The sequence below is a fragment of the Citrobacter sp. S-77 genome (assembly GCF_963864895.1).
Lineage (GTDB): Bacteria > Pseudomonadota > Gammaproteobacteria > Enterobacterales > Enterobacteriaceae > Citrobacter > Citrobacter murliniae.
On sequence record NZ_CAWLWU010000002.1, the window covers coordinates 4289142 to 4305265 of the forward strand.

General features: G+C 51.3%; 22 protein-coding genes. 13 read left to right on the forward strand and 9 right to left on the reverse strand.

The window, feature by feature from the left end; genetic code table 11:
• The first annotated feature begins 68 nt into the window (after positions 1–68).
• Positions 69–1040 carry an octaprenyl diphosphate synthase gene (gene ispB / locus AACS05_RS21005; RefSeq protein WP_045448055.1) on the forward strand — a complete coding sequence of 324 codons (972 nt, stop codon included), beginning with the start codon at positions 69–71 and terminating at the stop codon, positions 1038–1040.
• Positions 1041–1270: 230 nt separating this feature from the next.
• Entirely contained in the window at positions 1271–1555 is a 285-nt protein-coding gene (sfsB, locus tag AACS05_RS21010) for a DNA-binding transcriptional regulator SfsB (protein WP_045448058.1), read from the forward strand.
• A gap of 53 nt (positions 1556–1608) precedes the next feature.
• On the opposite strand, the gene murA is transcribed toward sfsB, so the two are convergent.
• From murA to mlaF, 7 genes are all read right to left on the reverse strand, one after another.
• Positions 1609–2868, reverse strand: coding sequence for a UDP-N-acetylglucosamine 1-carboxyvinyltransferase (gene murA, locus AACS05_RS21015; protein WP_045448061.1), 1260 nt, complete (start codon positions 2866–2868; stop codon positions 1609–1611).
• Positions 2869–2921: 53 nt separating this feature from the next.
• On the reverse strand, positions 2922–3176 hold the full coding sequence (gene ibaG / locus AACS05_RS21020) for a BolA family iron metabolism protein IbaG (RefSeq protein ID WP_003025040.1): 255 nt from the start codon (positions 3174–3176) through the stop codon (positions 2922–2924).
• Between the two features lie 199 nt (positions 3177–3375).
• Complete coding sequence (gene mlaB / locus AACS05_RS21025) at positions 3376–3672, reverse strand: lipid asymmetry maintenance protein MlaB (RefSeq protein ID WP_045448064.1); 297 nt, start codon at positions 3670–3672, stop codon at positions 3376–3378.
• Positions 3672–4307: a phospholipid-binding protein MlaC gene (mlaC, locus tag AACS05_RS21030; RefSeq protein ID WP_045448067.1), complete on the reverse strand. Its 636-nt coding sequence runs from the start codon at positions 4305–4307 to the stop codon at positions 3672–3674. The genes mlaB and mlaC overlap by 1 nt, the downstream gene beginning before the upstream one ends.
• A gap of 18 nt (positions 4308–4325) precedes the next feature.
• On the reverse strand, positions 4326–4883 hold the full coding sequence (gene mlaD, locus AACS05_RS21035; protein WP_045449803.1) for an outer membrane lipid asymmetry maintenance protein MlaD: 558 nt from the start codon (positions 4881–4883) through the stop codon (positions 4326–4328).
• Positions 4884–4887: 4 nt separating this feature from the next.
• The gene (gene mlaE / locus AACS05_RS21040; protein WP_045448070.1) at positions 4888–5670 is read right to left on the reverse strand and encodes a lipid asymmetry maintenance ABC transporter permease subunit MlaE; all 783 of its coding nucleotides are present in this window, start codon (positions 5668–5670) and stop codon (positions 4888–4890) included.
• Between the two features lie 7 nt (positions 5671–5677).
• Positions 5678–6490 (reverse strand): phospholipid ABC transporter ATP-binding protein MlaF, encoded by an 813-nt coding sequence (mlaF, locus tag AACS05_RS21045; protein WP_045448073.1) that lies wholly within the window; start codon positions 6488–6490, stop codon positions 5678–5680.
• A gap of 214 nt (positions 6491–6704) precedes the next feature.
• On the opposite strand from mlaF, the gene AACS05_RS21050 reads away from it, so the two are divergent.
• From AACS05_RS21050 to npr, 11 genes are all read left to right on the forward strand, one after another.
• Positions 6705–7682, forward strand: a complete 978-nt coding sequence (locus AACS05_RS21050) for a calcium/sodium antiporter (RefSeq protein WP_045448076.1) — start codon at positions 6705–6707, stop codon at positions 7680–7682.
• Positions 7683–7695: 13 nt separating this feature from the next.
• Positions 7696–8682: an arabinose-5-phosphate isomerase KdsD gene (kdsD, locus tag AACS05_RS21055; RefSeq protein ID WP_045448079.1), complete on the forward strand. Its 987-nt coding sequence runs from the start codon at positions 7696–7698 to the stop codon at positions 8680–8682.
• 19 nt (positions 8683–8701) lie between these two features.
• Complete coding sequence (gene kdsC, locus AACS05_RS21060; RefSeq protein ID WP_045448081.1) at positions 8702–9268, forward strand: 3-deoxy-manno-octulosonate-8-phosphatase KdsC; 567 nt, start codon at positions 8702–8704, stop codon at positions 9266–9268.
• Positions 9265–9840: an LPS export ABC transporter periplasmic protein LptC gene (lptC, locus tag AACS05_RS21065; RefSeq protein WP_045448083.1), complete on the forward strand. Its 576-nt coding sequence runs from the start codon at positions 9265–9267 to the stop codon at positions 9838–9840. Before kdsC ends, lptC begins: the two co-directional genes overlap by 4 nt.
• Positions 9809–10363 carry a lipopolysaccharide ABC transporter substrate-binding protein LptA gene (gene lptA / locus AACS05_RS21070; protein ID WP_045448086.1) on the forward strand — a complete coding sequence of 185 codons (555 nt, stop codon included), beginning with the start codon at positions 9809–9811 and terminating at the stop codon, positions 10361–10363. Before lptC ends, lptA begins: the two co-directional genes overlap by 32 nt.
• 6 nt (positions 10364–10369) lie before the next feature.
• Positions 10370–11095: an LPS export ABC transporter ATP-binding protein gene (lptB, locus tag AACS05_RS21075; RefSeq protein ID WP_040234138.1), complete on the forward strand. Its 726-nt coding sequence runs from the start codon at positions 10370–10372 to the stop codon at positions 11093–11095.
• Between the two features lie 46 nt (positions 11096–11141).
• The gene (gene rpoN / locus AACS05_RS21080; protein ID WP_045448089.1) at positions 11142–12575 is read left to right on the forward strand and encodes an RNA polymerase factor sigma-54; all 1434 of its coding nucleotides are present in this window, start codon (positions 11142–11144) and stop codon (positions 12573–12575) included.
• Between the two features lie 22 nt (positions 12576–12597).
• Complete coding sequence (gene hpf / locus AACS05_RS21085; RefSeq protein ID WP_005121327.1) at positions 12598–12885, forward strand: ribosome hibernation promoting factor; 288 nt, start codon at positions 12598–12600, stop codon at positions 12883–12885.
• An 83-nt stretch (positions 12886–12968) separates the two neighbouring features.
• Positions 12969–13460 (forward strand): PTS IIA-like nitrogen regulatory protein PtsN, encoded by a 492-nt coding sequence (gene ptsN / locus AACS05_RS21090; protein ID WP_045448092.1) that lies wholly within the window; start codon positions 12969–12971, stop codon positions 13458–13460.
• A 45-nt stretch (positions 13461–13505) separates the two neighbouring features.
• Positions 13506–14360 carry an RNase adapter RapZ gene (rapZ, locus tag AACS05_RS21095; protein ID WP_003025085.1) on the forward strand — a complete coding sequence of 285 codons (855 nt, stop codon included), beginning with the start codon at positions 13506–13508 and terminating at the stop codon, positions 14358–14360.
• A complete protein-coding gene (npr, locus tag AACS05_RS21100; protein WP_045448095.1) occupies positions 14357–14629 on the forward strand; it encodes a PTS phosphocarrier protein NPr in 273 nt (90 codons plus the stop codon). Before rapZ ends, npr begins: the two co-directional genes overlap by 4 nt.
• A 47-nt stretch (positions 14630–14676) precedes the next feature.
• Here the strand turns inward: npr and mtgA are convergent, their stop codons facing one another.
• Positions 14677–15396: a monofunctional biosynthetic peptidoglycan transglycosylase gene (mtgA, locus tag AACS05_RS21105; RefSeq protein WP_045448098.1), complete on the reverse strand. Its 720-nt coding sequence runs from the start codon at positions 15394–15396 to the stop codon at positions 14677–14679.
• On the reverse strand, positions 15393–16046 hold the full coding sequence (gene elbB, locus AACS05_RS21110; RefSeq protein WP_045448101.1) for an isoprenoid biosynthesis glyoxalase ElbB: 654 nt from the start codon (positions 16044–16046) through the stop codon (positions 15393–15395). The genes mtgA and elbB overlap by 4 nt, the downstream gene beginning before the upstream one ends.
• Positions 16047–16124: the final 78 nt, after the last annotated feature.

The window sequence follows — 16124 nt, forward strand, 5'->3', positions numbered from 1 at the left end:
CTAACCCTAAACCCGACGTTACCTTGTCATACTGTGAGGTAATCGGGGCGAGAAGCCCGGCTTTTGCGATGAATTTAGAAAAAATCAATGAGTTAACCGCGCAAGATATGGCGGGTGTCAATGCAACAATCCTTGAACAGCTCAATTCCGACGTTCAGTTGATCAATCAGTTGGGGTACTACATCGTTAGCGGTGGCGGAAAACGTATTCGCCCGATGATCGCCGTACTCGCTGCTCGCGCCGTTGGCTATCAGGATAATGCACACGTTACGATCGCGGCCCTAATCGAGTTTATCCACACCGCGACTCTGCTTCATGACGATGTTGTGGATGAATCCGATATGCGCCGAGGCAAAGCAACGGCGAATGCCGCATTTGGTAATGCGGCCAGCGTGCTGGTCGGCGATTTTATCTATACTCGCGCCTTTCAAATGATGACCAGCCTCGGTTCACTGAAGGTGTTGGAGGTTATGTCGAAAGCGGTAAACGTCATTGCCGAAGGTGAAGTTCTGCAGTTGATGAACGTAAACGACCCGGACATTACCGAAGAAAACTATATGCGCGTCATCTACAGCAAGACCGCGCGTCTGTTTGAAGCAGCGGCCCAATGTTCTGGCATTCTGGCTGGTTGTAGCGCTGAGCAGGAAAAAGGGTTGCAGGATTATGGCCGCTATCTCGGCACCGCTTTCCAGCTAATTGACGATTTACTGGATTACAGCGCAGATGGCGAACAGTTGGGTAAAAACGTCGGCGATGACCTCAATGAGGGTAAACCTACACTTCCGCTGCTACATGCCATGCGTCATGGTACTCCAGAACAGGCGCTGATGATTCGCCAGGCTATTGAGCAAGGGAATGGTCGTCACCTTCTGGAGCCTGTTCTTGAAGCTATGAATGCCTGCGGTTCACTGGAGTGGACTCGCCAGCGTGCAGAAGAAGAAGCCGATAAGGCCATTGCCGCACTTCAGGTTCTTCCTGATACGCCGTGGAGAGAAGCCCTGATCGGCCTGGCACATATCGCGGTTCAGCGCGACCGTTAATCCCCCCTGAATCATACATTATCCCGTGCCACGCACGGGATAATCCTATAAGTTCCAATAAACACCTTTTGCACTATCCCTATGACAGAACCAACGCTAGCCCTCCTGGCATATTCTGAATATTCTCAAACATTACACGAACATTTTAGAGCATTCATTCTCTGGGCGTATAGTGTTTAGACAGGATTATTGTGACAGCGTAAGTGGTTAACCAAAGGAGTGATGGATTTATGGAAAGCAAACTCATTGACTGGCATCCGGCAGACATCATCGCAGGGCTACGCAAAAAAGGAACGTCAATGGCAGCAGAGTCGCGAAAAAACGGATTAAGCTCATCGACACTGGCGAATGCGTTAACACGACCATGGCCAAAAGGAGAAGTGATTATTGCGAACGCGCTAGGAACGGATCCCTGGGTTATTTGGCCATCGCGTTATCACGATGCAAAGACACATGAATTCATCGACAGAACGCGCATGATGAGAACCCGCAAAGAGAAAAAGAGTCTCGAGTGAGTCGGGCAGTCCCCTCCATATCAAAGATATGGGGGGACAAGAAGCGTTAACGATTACTCGCCTTTCACACGCTCAATGTTTGCGCCCAGCGCACGCAGTTTATCTTCGATGCGCTCATAGCCGCGATCGATGTGATAAATACGATCGACAACCGTCGTACCTTCTGCAATACATCCAGCAAGTACCAGACTTGCTGACGCACGTAAATCTGTTGCCATAACTTGCGCACCAGAGAGTGTTTCAACGCCGTGGCAAATAACGGTATTGCTTTCGATTTCCGCGTGAGCGCCCATACGGCTCAGCTCCGGCACGTGCATAAAGCGGTTTTCAAACACCGTTTCCGTGATGAAGCCAGTCCCTTCCGCAACCAGGTTCAACAGCGTGAACTGAGCCTGCATATCGGTAGGGAATGCCGGATGCGGCGCAGTACGCACGTTAACCGCTTTCGGACGCTTACCGTGCATGTCGAGACTAATCCAGTCTGCACCAACTTCAATATCGGCGCCCGCATCACGCAGCTTAGCCAGAACAGCATCCAGCGTGTCCGGCTGCGCGTTACGGCAGATAATTTTGCCACGAGAAATCGCCGCTGCAACCAGGAAGGTCCCGGTTTCAATACGGTCAGGTAGAACGCGATACACGCCGCCACCAAGGCGTTCAACACCCTCAATGGTAATACGATCGGTACCCTGACCACTTACCTTCGCGCCCAGTGCAATCAGGAAATTAGCGGTATCCACAATTTCCGGTTCGCGTGCGGCGTTTTCGATGATGGTGGTACCTTCTGCAAGCGTTGCCGCACACATGATGGTTACCGTCGCACCGACGCTAACTTTGTCCATCACGATGTGCGCGCCTTTCAGACGACCATCAACGGACGCTTTCACATAACCCTCTTCCAGCTTGATGGTTGCACCCAATTGCTCAAGGCCAGTAATGTGCAGATCAACCGGACGCGCACCAATAGTACAGCCACCCGGCAGTGAAACCTGGCCCTGACCAAAGCGGGCTACCAGCGGCCCCAACGCCCAGATGGACGCACGCATAGTTTTAACCAGGTCATATGGCGCGCAGAAGACGTTTACGTCACGAGCATCAATGTGCACGGAACCATTGCGTTCAACTTTCGCACCCAACTGGCTCAGCAACTTCATTGAGGTGTCAACGTCTTTCAGTTTTGGGACGTTTTGGATCTCTACAGGTTCTTCTGCCAGCAACGCCGCAAACAGTATCGGCAGTGCAGCGTTTTTAGCGCCTGAAATGGTGACTTCGCCCTGGAGCTTAGTTGGCCCCTGAACACGGAATTTATCCATTATTCTGTTCTCTGTTAAGAATTCATATTCGCTACCGGTGCAGCACCCGTAGCTCAAAAACCGTTAAGTTTGCGATCGCGAGCCCATTCCGCTGGGGTAAATGCTTTGATCGACACAGCATGAATGCGGTTATCCGCAATGTATTCCATCAACGGGCCATAGACTGATTGCTGCTTCTTGACCCGGCTCATGCCTTCAAACATCTCACCCACGGCAATAACCTGAAAGTGACTGCCATCGCCAGAAACGTGGACTTCCTGGAGGGAGAGTGCATTCATCAGCACGCTCTGAATTTCATTATTTTCCATGGGATCTTCATTCGTCAGATAGTGAAAACAGCCCAACATCTTAGAGCAAAGTTGCGCTGTCATAAATAAGCAAAAGGCCTGGCTGGTGGATCATGACCGCAAAATTACCGCATGGCGACGCTAACGGGTCTTATCAGGCCTACAGGATCAACGTGAATATGTAGGCCGGATAGGCGCTTACGCCACCATCCGGCATTGATTACAGGCGGGGAAGGACATCGTCGGGCAGATTGTAAAGCTGCGCCAGTGTGTAAACCTTTTCGTTAACACCGCTGAGCGAAACGCTATTTCCCTGCTGCTTGCCCTGGTCAATCAGGTGTAGCAATAATGCCAGTCCACCGGTATCAACCCGGGAAACCTGGCTCAGGTCAATGCAGGTTACCCCTTTCATCGCTTCAACACGCGCATCCCAGAGCGGATTTAGCACATCCTGATCCAGTTCTCCCACGAGTACCAGCTTGTCACCTTCACGCGCCCAGGTGAGTGACTGCGTCATTATTTTTTCTCTTCCAGAGTGATTTTCTGCTGAGAAATAGATTTCAGCTGCGCCGTCAGGCCATCGATACCTTTGGTACGCAACAGGTCACTCCACTCATTCTGTTTCGTGGTGATCATGCTGACGCCTTCGGCGATCATGTCATATGCCTGCCAGTTACCGGTCTGGGAATTTTTACGCCACTGGAAATCCAGGCGCACAGGAGGGCGGCCATTTGGATCGTTGATGGTCACGCGGATCGGCACGATGGTCGCATCGCCCAGTGGTTGTTCCGGGGCGATCTGATAGGTCTGGCCGTGATACATTGCCAGCGCCTGGCCATAGGCTTGCTTCAGGTACTCACGAAATGCAGTGAAATACGCGTCACGCTGCGCTGGCGTCGCATCTTTGTAATAACGGCCCAGTACCAGTGCTCCGGCATATTTTACCTGAACGTACGGCAGCAGTTCCTGATCGACGATAACGCGCAAGTATTCCGGATTAGAACGAATTTTTGGTTGCTCGTTTTTCAGACGGTCAAAAGTTTTCTGCGCCGCCTCATTCATCTGTTTGTAAGGATTAGTCTGATCCGCTGCATTTGCGGCGCTAAGTGGGGCAATAACCAGCATAGCCACCATCATCAATCGTTTAAACATACGTCGATTCTCCTGAGATTACTTCGTTGCGCCCGCAGGCGTAGTGGCTTCATTATTGCCTTCTGCCGCAGATGACGCATCGCCAGAATTCTTATTGTCATCACCTTTACTGTTGCTGTTGTAAAGGAACTGACCAATCATATCTTCCAGCACCATCGCGGATTTGGTGTCCTGAATCGTACCGCCATCTTTCAGGATAGACGTTCCCAGCTCAGGATCTTCAAAACCAACGTTCAGGGCCAGATACTGCTCACCTAACAGGCCGGAGGTACGGATACTCAGTGAACTGGTATCGGGAATATGGTTAAAGCGCTCTTCAATTTCCAGCGTTACACGTGGCAGGTACGTTTTCGGATCTAACGAAATGTCTGCAACGCGTCCAACCACTACCCCGCCAATCCGTACCGGAGAACGCTCTCTCAAGCCGCCGATATTATCAAAAGTCGCATAAATCGTGTAAGTCGGCTCGGTACGCATGGAGGTGACATTGGCTGCTTTCAGACAAACAAACAACGCCGCCAGCAGCGCAACCAGCAGGAATAACCCGACCCAAATCTCATTTTTTTTCGTTTGCATGAACTCAATTCCCAAACATCAATGCGGTCAGCACAAAATCCAGCCCCAAAACGGCAAGAGATGCGTGCACAACGGTGCGTGTCGTTGCCCGGCTAATGCCGGCAGAGGTCGGAATAGCATCATAACCATTGAACAATGCAATCCATGTGACCGTAATGGCGAACACCACGCTCTTAATCAAACAGTTGACCAGATCCAGACGCCAGTCGACGGCATTCTGCATCGCAGACCAGAAAAAGCCTGCGTCAATCCCCTTCCAGCTTACGCCAACCAGTGAGCCGCCCCAGATACCCACTGCGACAAAAATAATCGTCAGCAGCGGCAGCGAAATGACTCCAGCCCAAAAACGCGGAGAGATCACGCGGCGCAGTGGATCGACCGCCATCATTTCCATACTGGAAAGCTGCTCGGTCGCCCGCATCAGGCCGATTTCTGCGGTTAAGGCAGAGCCAGCTCGTCCGGCGAAAAGCAACGCCGCAACGACCGGCCCCAGCTCGCGCAGCAATGAAAGCGCCACGAGCATACCAAGGCTGGTTTCCGCGCTGTAAGTCGTCAGTACCAGATATCCCTGCAACCCCAGCACCATACCGATGAACACGCCAGAAACAATAATGATAAGCATCGATAAGACGCCGACATTATAGAGCTGACGGATCAGCAGCGGCGCATGTTTGCGAAACTCCGGCTTGCCGACTACCGCATTGAACAACATTAATCCGGCGCGCCCGAACGTCCGGAGGGTTTTTATCCCTCGATGCCCGAGTGATGCCAGCGCATTTAACAGCATGGGTGGCTTAACTCCCTGTTTTGAGTAAATCAGTGTGGTAATCGCCCGCCGGGTAGCGGAATGGAACCGGCCCATCGGCAATACCGTCAAGGAACTGGCGCACCCGCGGATCGGCATTTTCTTGTAGTGCCTGAGCACTACCGTAGGCCACTATTTTTTTGTCCGCCATAATATAGGCGTAATCCGCAATACTCAGTACCTCTGGCACATCATGAGACACCACTACACAGGTAACGCCCAGTACGCTGTTCAGCTCTGAAATCAGCTTCACCAACACGCCCATGGTAATGGGATCCTGACCGACAAACGGTTCATCAAACATGATGAGGTCTGGCTCCAGCGCGATAGCGCGTGCTAATGCCGCACGCCGCGCCATCCCACCAGATAATTCAGAAGGCATTAATTTTGCCGCACCGCGCAGGCCGACAGCCTCCAGTTTCATCATCACCGTGCTTCTCAGCAACGGCGCGGGTAACGTTGTATGCTCACGCAGGGGATAGGCAACGTTATCAAACACATTCATGTCGGTAAACAACGCACCTGACTGAAACAGCATGCTCATACGCTTACGCACGGTGTACAAACGCGAACGAGACATAGCAGGGACGTTCTCGCCATCAAAAAGTATCTCGCCGTTATCCGGGGGGATCTGTCCGCCAATCAAACGCAACAGCGTTGTTTTACCGATGCCTGATGGCCCCATGATCGCCGTTACCTTTCCGCGCGGCACCGTCAGGGAAATATTATCAAAAATGCAACGATCGCCTCGGGAAAAGCTGACATCGCGCATATCGACTAGATTCGCCACAGACTGACCCATTGATTCATCCTTTACTATTGCCTCGTTGTTCGAAGAGTTTGGCGCTCAATTTAGCCCTGAACCCAACATATTTACAGATTATTACCCACCCAGGTTAGCGAAAGCTGGCATTTGTTTTACTTTTTAGCCGCATAAAGTCAAAATTAAGAATTCGTCACGGCTTCCAGAAGATCCTTCAGTGGACCGGCGAGTATACCTGAAGAAAGGACTTTAGATGCTTTTAGCGACGGCGCTGTTAATAATTGGTTTACTTCTGGTGGTCTACGGTGCCGACCGTATGGTGTTTGCCGCATCCATTTTATGCCGAACGTTTGGCATTCCCCCGATCATCATTGGGATGACAGTCGTCAGCATTGGTACATCATTACCTGAGATTATTGTCTCCGTTGCCGCATCGATGAATGGGCAGCTCGACTTAGCCGTCGGTACAGCTATCGGCTCCAACATCACCAACATTCTTCTCATTTTAGGCCTGTCAGCACTGATTCACCCTTTTACCGTGCATTCTGATGTTCTGCGTCGGGAATTACCGCTAATGTTGCTGGTGAGCATACTCGCTGCATCCGTACTGTATGACGGGCAACTAAGTCGCAGCGATGGTTTTTTTCTGCTGCTTCTTGCCGTGCTATGGCTGCTATTCATTGTTAAAATCGCGCGTCTGGCAGAGCGGCAAGGAAATGACAGCCTTACCCGGGAGCAAGTGGCGGAGCTGCCTCGCGAAGGCGGACTGCCCGTCGCATTTTTATGGTTGGGTATTGCGCTGATTATTATGCCGATGGCAACACGTATGGTGGTGGATAACGCCACTGTGCTGGCGAATTACTTTGCCATGAGCGAACTCACTATCGGTTTGACGGTGGTGGCCATTGGCACCAGCCTGCCTGAACTGGCAACGGCAATCGCAGGTCTGCGCAAGGGTGAAAACGATATCGCCGTCGGCAATATCATCGGCGCGAACATTTTTAATATTGTAATCGTCCTCGGACTGCCCGCACTGATCACACCGGGCGAGGTCAATCCGATGGCCTTCAGCCGTGATTATAGCGTCATGTTGCTGGTGAGCGTTATTTTTGCATTACTCTGCTGGCGACGTCCGCGCCAGATAAGTCGAGGCGCTGGTGCGCTATTGACTGGCGGTTTTATCATATGGCTGGCGATGCTGTATTGGTTATCGCCACTTCTCGTTGGATAACTGGAAACGCATTATGTCGCACTTAGAGTTGCAACCGGGTTTTGACTTTCAGCAAGCAGGTAAGGAAGTCCTGGCAATTGAACGTGAAGGCCTGGCGGAGCTTGATCAGTATATCAACCAGAATTTTACCCTCGCATGTGAAAAAATATTCAGTTGCCCGGGCAAAGTTGTGGTCATGGGGATGGGAAAATCCGGGCATATCGGGCGGAAAATGGCCGCCACTTTTGCCAGCACTGGCACCCCGTCATTTTTCGTACATCCTGGCGAAGCCGCGCATGGCGATCTGGGTATGGTATCGCCGCAAGACGTCGTGATCGCCATTTCTAACTCTGGCGAATCAAATGAGATTGCAGCGTTAATCCCGGTTCTAAAACGCCTTCACGTGCCGCTTATCTGCATGACCGGTCGTCCGGAAAGCAGCATGGCACGTGCGGCAGATGTGCATCTATGTGTTAAAGTGCCTAAGGAGGCCTGCCCGTTAGGTCTGGCACCGACCAGTAGTACAACCGCGACGCTGGTGATGGGTGATGCACTTGCTGTTGCATTATTAAAAGCTCGCGGCTTTACCGCAGAAGATTTTGCGTTATCTCACCCGGGTGGCGCATTGGGTCGTAAGCTTTTATTACGCGTTAACGATATTATGCATACGGGCGACGAGATCCCGCATGTAAACAAGCGCGCCAGCCTGCGTGATGCCTTACTTGAGATCACTCGTAAGAATCTCGGTATGACCGTCATCTGCGATGACAAAATGAAGATTGACGGCATCTTCACGGATGGCGACTTACGCCGTGTTTTTGATATGGGTGTCGATGTACGCCAGTTAGGCATTGCTGATGTCATGACACCTGGAGGCATTCGTGTGCGTCCAGGCATTCTTGCCGTTGATGCCCTGAACTTAATGCAGTCCCGCCATATCACTTCGGTAATGGTTGCTGATGGCGACCAGTTACTCGGTGTGTTACATATGCATGATCTGCTGCGTGCAGGCGTAGTGTAGAAATTCAAGGATAAAAGAAATGAGTAAAGCAGGTGCGTCGCTTGCGACCTGTTATGGACCCGTCAGCACTGAAGTCATCACCAGGGCAGAAAATATTCGTCTGCTCATCCTTGACGTGGATGGCGTTCTGTCTGACGGTCTGATTTATATGGGCAACAATGGCGAAGAGCTGAAAGCATTTAACGTTCGTGATGGCTACGGAATTCGTTGTGCGCTCACTTCAGGTATTGAGGTTGCCATTATTACCGGACGAAAGGCTAAACTTGTAGAAGATCGTTGTGCCACTCTGGGGATCGCTCATCTCTACCAGGGGCAATCTGACAAACTGGTCGCCTTTGACGACCTACTCAAGAAACTGGCGATTGCACCTGAAAATGTAGCGTACGTTGGCGACGATCTGATCGACTGGCCGGTGATGGAAAAAGTGGGATTAAGCGTAGCGGTAGCGGATGCACATCCTTTGCTGATCCCGCGTGCCGACTATGTCACCCACATAGACGGGGGGCGCGGCGCTGTACGTGAAGTCTGCGATTTATTACTCCTGGCGCAGGGCAAACTGGATGAGGCCAAAGGGCAATCGATATGAGCAAAACCAGACGTTGGGTTATCATTCTACTGTCGCTGGCTATCCTTGTGCTGATTGGTATTAATCTGGCAGACAAAGACGACACCACTGAAGTTGTGGTGAATAGCAATGAGCCAACCTATAAGAGCGAACATACCGATACCGTTGTATATAGCCCGGAAGGCGCACTGAGCTATCGCTTGATCGCTCAACACGTTGAATATTATTCAGATCAGGCTGTTTCGTGGTTTACTCAACCAGTATTAACCACATTTGATAAGGATAAAGTACCGACCTGGTCAATCAAGGCCGATAAAGCCAAATTAACCAATGATCGTATGCTCTATCTGTATGGCCACGTTGAAGTCAACGCGCTGGTTCCTGACTCTCAACTACGCAGAATTACTACCGATAACGCGCAGATTAACCTGGTGACGCAAGATGTTACTTCGGATGATCTGGTTACGTTGTACGGAACAACATTTAACTCCAGCGGACTGAAGATGCGCGGCAACTTACGCAGCAAGAACGCCGAGCTGATTGAAAAGGTTAGAACCTCATATGAAATTCAAAACAAACAAACTCAGCCTTAACCTTGTGCTTGCCAGCTCACTTCTGGCCGCCAGCATTCCGGCATTTGCCGTAACCGGCGATACCGAGCAACCGATCCACATTGAATCGGATCAACAGTCCCTGGATATGCAGGGCAACGTGGTAACGTTTACCGGTAATGTGGTCGTGACCCAGGGCACCATCAAAATTAATGCCGATAAAGTCGTCGTGACCCGTCCCGGCGGTGAAGACGGTAAAGAAGTGATCGATGGTTATGGTAACCCGGCAACGTTTTACCAGATGCAGGATAACGGTAAACCCGTTAACGGCCACGCGTCACAAATGCACTATGAACTGGCAAAAGATTTCGTCGTGCTGACTGGCAAAGCTTATCTGGAGCAGGTAGACAGCAATATCTCCGGCGACAAAATAACCTATCTGGTTAAAGAGCAGAAAATGCAGGCCTTCAGTGATAAAGGCAAACGCGTCACCACTGTACTGGTGCCGTCACAACTGCAGGATAAAGGCAAAACCAAGGCTCCGGCAGAGAAAAAAGGTAACTGATTCGTTATGGCAACATTAACTGCAAAGAATCTTGCAAAAGCCTACAAAGGCCGCCGCGTAGTGGAAGATGTCAGTTTGACCGTCAACTCCGGGGAGATCGTCGGTCTGCTCGGCCCTAACGGTGCGGGTAAAACAACGACCTTTTACATGGTTGTCGGCATTGTGCCGCGCGATGCTGGCAACATCATCATTGATGATGAAGACATCAGCCTGCTGCCGCTGCATGCGCGCGCACGTCGCGGCATCGGCTACTTACCGCAGGAAGCCTCTATTTTTCGTCGCCTGAGCGTATTTGATAACCTGATGGCAGTGCTGCAAATTCGTGACGATCTTTCCAGTGAACAACGTGAAGATCGCGCCAACGAACTGATGGAAGAATTCCATATCGAACATCTGCGCGACAGCCTGGGGCAATCGCTGTCCGGCGGTGAACGGCGCCGTGTGGAAATCGCCCGTGCGCTGGCTGCAAATCCGAAATTTATCCTGCTGGATGAACCCTTTGCCGGCGTTGACCCGATTTCCGTTATTGATATCAAACGCATCATTGAACACCTGCGAGATAGCGGACTGGGCGTGCTGATTACCGACCATAACGTTCGCGAAACGCTGGCGGTCTGTGAGCGAGCCTACATTGTGAGCCAGGGGCATCTGATCGCACACGGTACGCCTACCGAAATACTGCAAGACGAACACGTTAAGCGCGTATACCTTGGGGAAGACTTCAGACTCTGATAGGGTAGAAGACTTCACGTTACCGCAGGAGAAAACAACTCTGAACATGAAGCAAGGTTTGCAACTCAGGCTTAGCCAACAACTGGCGATGACGCCTCAGCTTCAACAGGCTATCCGTCTGTTGCAGCTGTCCACGCTGGAACTTCAGCAAGAACTTCAGCAAGCGCTGGAAAGTAACCCACTGCTCGAGCAAACCGATCTTCACGACGAAATTGATACCCAGGAAAAACAGGACAGCGAATCTCTCGATACTGCAGATGCACTCGAACAAAAAGAGATGCCGGAAGAGCTACCGCTAGACACCAGTTGGGATGAAATTTACACCGCGGGTACGCCGTCTGGGGCCAGCGGGGATTACATTGACGACGAACTGCCGGTGTATCAGGGTGAAACCACGCAATCGCTACAAGATTATCTAATGTGGCAAGTGGAGCTGACTCCATTTTCGGATACCGATCGCGCCATTGCGACGTCAATTGTAGACGCGGTGGATGATACAGGGTATCTCACGGTTTCTCTGGACGAAATTCTCGAAAGCATGGGCGATGATGACATCGGTATGGATGAAATCGAGGCCGTGCTTAAACGCGTTCAACGTTTTGATCCTGTTGGTGTTGCGGCAAAAGATCTCCGTGACTGCTTACTGATCCAACTTTCGCAGTTTGACAAAGCCACACCATGGCTGGAAGAAACTCGCCTGATCATCAGCGATCATCTTGATCTGCTCGCCAATCACGACTTCCGCACGCTGATGCGCGTGACCCGACTGAAAGAAGATGTACTGAAAGAGGCTGTAAATCTTATCCAGTCGCTCGACCCAAGACCCGGACAGTCGATCCAGACGGGTGAACCGGAATACGTGATCCCGGATGTGCTGGTACGTAAGCATAACGATCGCTGGGTCGTCGAACTGAACAGCGACAGCATTCCGCGCTTACAAATCAACCAGCACTACGCCGCCATGTGTAACGGTGCGCGTAACGATGCAGACAGCCAGTTTATCCGTAGTAATCTGCAGGATGCGAAGTGGCTGATAAAAAGCCTGGAAAGCCGTAATGACACACTGTTGCGCGTCAGTCGCTGTATTGTTGAGCAACAGCAAGCCTTCTTTGAACAAGGCGAAGAGTTTATGAAACCGATGGTGCTGGCGGATATCGCCCAGGCCGTCGAGATGCACGAATCGACCATTTCCCGAGTGACCACGCAAAAATACCTGCACAGTCCGCGCGGCATTTTTGAATTGAAGTATTTCTTCTCCAGTCACGTAAATACTGAAGGTGGAGGCGAAGCCTCTTCTACAGCGATACGCGCGCTGGTGAAGAAATTAATTGCTGCGGAGAACCCTGCGAAACCGCTGAGTGACAGCAAGTTAACCTCTATGCTGTCAGAACAGGGTATCATGGTGGCGCGCCGCACCGTTGCGAAGTACCGAGAGTCTTTATCCATTCCGCCGTCTAACCAGCGCAAACAACTGGTCTGACCCAACCGATAAGGAAGACACTATGCAGCTCAACATCACTGGAAATAACGTCGAAATTACTGAAGCCCTGCGCGACTTTGTTACCACAAAGTTCGCCAAACTTGAGCAATATTTCGACAGGATTAATCAGGTTTATATTGTGTTGAAAGTGGAGAAGGTTACACACATCTCGGATGCAACACTGCATGTGAACGGTGGCGAAATTCATGCCAGCGCGGAAGGTCAGGATATGTACGCCGCCATTGACGGTTTAATTGATAAACTGGCTCGGCAGCTAACAAAACATAAAGATAAACTGAAACAGCACTAACTTGTCCGGGCAGTTAGCGGGTGCAGGACGGCCTGTTGTGAAGCACAACAGGCCATTTGTACAGTTAGCGCTTAGGTGAAATTATGACAAATAACGATACGACTCTACAACTGAGCAATGTTCTTAACCAGGAATGTACACGCGCGGCCGTTCACTGCCAAAGTAAGAAACGCGCACTGGAAATCATTAGCGAACTGGCGGCAAAGCAGCTCAGCTTGCCTCCTCAGGTGGTGTTTGAAGCCATTCTGACGCGTGAGAAAATGGGCAGTACCGGCATCGGCAATGGTATTGCAATTCCGCACGGTAAGCTGGAAGAAGATACGTTACGTGCGGTCGGCGTGTTTGTTCAACTCGAAACCCCCATCGCTTTCGACGCCATTGATAATCAGCCTGTTGATCTGCTTTTCGCTCTGCTGGTCCCTGCCGATCAAACCAAAACGCATTTGCATACGCTGTCACTGGTTGCAAAACGCCTGGCAGATAAAACCATCTGTCGTCGCCTGCGTGCCGCACAAAGCGACCAGGAGTTGTATCAAATCATCACGGACACCGAAGGTGAACAGGATGAGGCATAATAACCCAATGGCATCTTTTTCTGTCGTTGTGAGGAGAAACAGTACATGGTACTGATGATCGTCAGCGGTCGCTCAGGGTCGGGAAAATCTGTCGCCCTGCGAGCGCTGGAAGATATGGGTTTTTACTGCGTGGATAACCTCCCCGTCGTGTTGTTGCCCGATCTGGCTAGAACGCTTGCCGATCGCCAAATTTCTGCGGCTGTCAGCATTGATGTGCGTAACATGCCTGAGTCACCAGAGATTTTCGAACAGGCGATGAATAACCTGCCAGAGGGCTTCTCACCGCAGCTGTTGTTCCTTGATGCTGACCGTAACACGCTGATTCGCCGCTACAGCGATACGCGACGTCTGCACCCGCTCTCCAGCAAAAACCTATCTCTGGAAAGCGCGATTGATAAAGAAAGTGATTTACTGGAACCACTGCGTTCCCGCGCAGACTTGATCGTTGATACCTCGGAAATGTCCGTGCACGAACTGGCGGAAATGTTACGTACCCGACTGTTGGGTAAACGTGAACGTGAACTGACGATGGTATTCGAGTCCTTTGGTTTCAAACACGGTATCCCAATAGATGCGGATTACGTCTTTGACGTACGATTCCTGCCTAACCCACACTGGGATCCAAAACTACGTCCGATGACCGGTCTTGACAGGCCTGTCGCCGCCTTCCTCGATCGACACACAGAAGTACACAATTTTATCTACCAGACTCGCAGCTATCTTGAGCTATGGTTACCCATGCTGGAGACGAACAACCGCAGCTACCTCACCGTAGCCATCGGCTGTACCGGCGGGAAGCACCGTTCGGTGTATATTGCAGAGCAACTGGCAGACTACTTCCGCTCACGCGGTAAAAACGTACAGTCACGCCATCGTACGCTGGAAAAACGTAAATCATGACCGTGAAGCAAACTGTTGAAATCACGAATAAGCTGGGCATGCATGCCCGGCCCGCAATGAAACTGTTTGAATTAATGCAGGGTTTTGAAGCAGAAGTACTGCTACGTAATGATGAAGGAACGGAAGCCGAAGCAAACAGCGTTATCGCATTGCTAATGCTGGATTCCGCCAAAGGCCGTCAGATAGAGATTGAAGCCTCTGGCCCCCAGGAAGTTGAAGCCCTTGCAGCGGTTATTGCGTTGTTTAATTCAGGGTTTGACGAAGAGTAGTCCGGAAGGTCGGATAAGGCGTTTACACCACCATCCGACACCACCGATTAATACAGCTTATTTTCCCGCATAAACGACTCACCGCCAAGCTGGCGCATTTGACGCATGATCCACGCCTGACGGCTACGAACATAGCCTGACGGTGCATTCGCCTTAAAACGCAGAGGATTTGGCAATACCGCCGCCAGTAATGCCGCTTCTGACAGACTCAACCGGCTGGCGGGCTTATGGAAATACCGCTGCGCCGCCGCTTCCACGCCAAATACACCATCGCCAAACTCAGCAATATTCAGATAGACGGTCAGAATACGTTTCTTGCTCCAGACTGTTTCCATACCCAGCGTCAGACCAGCCTCCAGACCTTTACGCACCCAGCTACGCCCATCCCACAGAAAAAGATTTTTTGCCGTCTGCTGCGACAACGTCGACGCGCCGCGAATACGCTTTTCGTTACGTTCGTTGTGCTCCAGCGCTTTCTCTATGGCGGAGACATCAAATCCCCAGTGTTCGGGAAATTTTTGGTCCTCGGCTGCAATCACCGCCAGCCCCATCAGTGGCGATATCTCGTCCATGCTGACCCAGTCTGAATGCGCCACATAGCTGAAATGTCCCTGTAACCATGCTCCAAGCTGCCGCTCGACCATCACTGCCGAGAAAGGCACCGGCACCACGCTAAATAGCGCGATGCCGCCGCCCCAAAAAACGGCGAGGACAACAACCACCCGCAGAAAAATACGCCGCAAAAAGGCGGCGACCCCTTTTCTCATTCAGCCAGCACCAGCACACGCGCCACCAGCTTATCGATACCGCTTGCGGCCTGGGCTATATCCTGCGCCAGCATATAAGCCGGTGTAGTGACGATTTTGTTGTCTTCATCGACCACGATATCATCAACCGGACAAGGCACATGTTCGCCCCCCATATCTTCCAGCACTTCCGCGGTGTCAATATCGGTGCCAATTGTCAGACGCAGTGGGAAATCAAAGATTTTTGGCAGCATCGCCGGAGCAATACACATAAACCCCAGCGGTTTTCCTGACTGATGCATAGCGACCGCCAGCGCGGCCAAATCGCTATCAACCCGACATTCGCTGCCCTGGCTGGCAAAATTACTCAGATTCTTCGCCGCGCCAAACCCACCAGGAACAATCAGCGCATCAAGTTCAGCAGAAACAGCCTGGGCCAGAGGACGGATATCACCCCGCGCAATACGTGCTGCTTCAATCAGGACGTTGCGTGCTTCCTGCATCGGCTCACCCGTCAGATGATTAATGACATCCACCTGCTGTTTATCCGGTGCAAAACAGATAGCCTGAGCACCGCTGCGAGCAATCGCCAGAAGGGTTAGCACGGCTTCATGGATCTCTGAACCGTCATATACACCACATCCACTGAGCACAACGCCAACTTTTTTCATCGAGATACTCCTTTCGCAACTGACTGAAGCATATTAATAATTCTTATTAAAATGCTACGCTTCACACATTTAACTGAT

Bases quoted from the DNA above. Each gene is read 5' to 3' on its own strand.
- ispB (WP_045448055.1), top strand. From the start codon at position 69: ATGAATTTAGAAAAAATCAATGAGTTAACCGCGCAAGATATGGCGGGT.
- sfsB (WP_045448058.1), top strand. From the start codon at position 1,271: ATGGAAAGCAAACTCATTGACTGGCATCCGGCAGACATCATCGCAGGG.
- murA (WP_045448061.1), bottom strand. From the start codon at position 2,868: ATGGATAAATTCCGTGTTCAGGGGCCAACTAAGCTCCAGGGCGAAGTC.
- ibaG (WP_003025040.1), bottom strand. From the start codon at position 3,176: ATGGAAAATAATGAAATTCAGAGCGTGCTGATGAATGCACTCTCCCTC.
- mlaB (WP_045448064.1), bottom strand. From the start codon at position 3,672: ATGACGCAGTCACTCACCTGGGCGCGTGAAGGTGACAAGCTGGTACTC.
- mlaC (WP_045448067.1), bottom strand. From the start codon at position 4,307: ATGTTTAAACGATTGATGATGGTGGCTATGCTGGTTATTGCCCCACTT.
- mlaD (WP_045449803.1), bottom strand. From the start codon at position 4,883: ATGCAAACGAAAAAAAATGAGATTTGGGTCGGGTTATTCCTGCTGGTT.
- mlaE (WP_045448070.1), bottom strand. From the start codon at position 5,670: ATGCTGTTAAATGCGCTGGCATCACTCGGGCATCGAGGGATAAAAACC.
- mlaF (WP_045448073.1), bottom strand. From the start codon at position 6,490: ATGGGTCAGTCTGTGGCGAATCTAGTCGATATGCGCGATGTCAGCTTT.
- AACS05_RS21050 (WP_045448076.1), top strand. From the start codon at position 6,705: ATGCTTTTAGCGACGGCGCTGTTAATAATTGGTTTACTTCTGGTGGTC.
- kdsD (WP_045448079.1), top strand. From the start codon at position 7,696: ATGTCGCACTTAGAGTTGCAACCGGGTTTTGACTTTCAGCAAGCAGGT.
- kdsC (WP_045448081.1), top strand. From the start codon at position 8,702: ATGAGTAAAGCAGGTGCGTCGCTTGCGACCTGTTATGGACCCGTCAGC.
- lptC (WP_045448083.1), top strand. From the start codon at position 9,265: ATGAGCAAAACCAGACGTTGGGTTATCATTCTACTGTCGCTGGCTATC.
- lptA (WP_045448086.1), top strand. From the start codon at position 9,809: ATGAAATTCAAAACAAACAAACTCAGCCTTAACCTTGTGCTTGCCAGC.
- lptB (WP_040234138.1), top strand. From the start codon at position 10,370: ATGGCAACATTAACTGCAAAGAATCTTGCAAAAGCCTACAAAGGCCGC.
- rpoN (WP_045448089.1), top strand. From the start codon at position 11,142: ATGAAGCAAGGTTTGCAACTCAGGCTTAGCCAACAACTGGCGATGACG.
- hpf (WP_005121327.1), top strand. From the start codon at position 12,598: ATGCAGCTCAACATCACTGGAAATAACGTCGAAATTACTGAAGCCCTG.
- ptsN (WP_045448092.1), top strand. From the start codon at position 12,969: ATGACAAATAACGATACGACTCTACAACTGAGCAATGTTCTTAACCAG.
- rapZ (WP_003025085.1), top strand. From the start codon at position 13,506: ATGGTACTGATGATCGTCAGCGGTCGCTCAGGGTCGGGAAAATCTGTC.
- npr (WP_045448095.1), top strand. From the start codon at position 14,357: ATGACCGTGAAGCAAACTGTTGAAATCACGAATAAGCTGGGCATGCAT.
- mtgA (WP_045448098.1), bottom strand. From the start codon at position 15,396: ATGAGAAAAGGGGTCGCCGCCTTTTTGCGGCGTATTTTTCTGCGGGTG.
- elbB (WP_045448101.1), bottom strand. From the start codon at position 16,046: ATGAAAAAAGTTGGCGTTGTGCTCAGTGGATGTGGTGTATATGACGGT.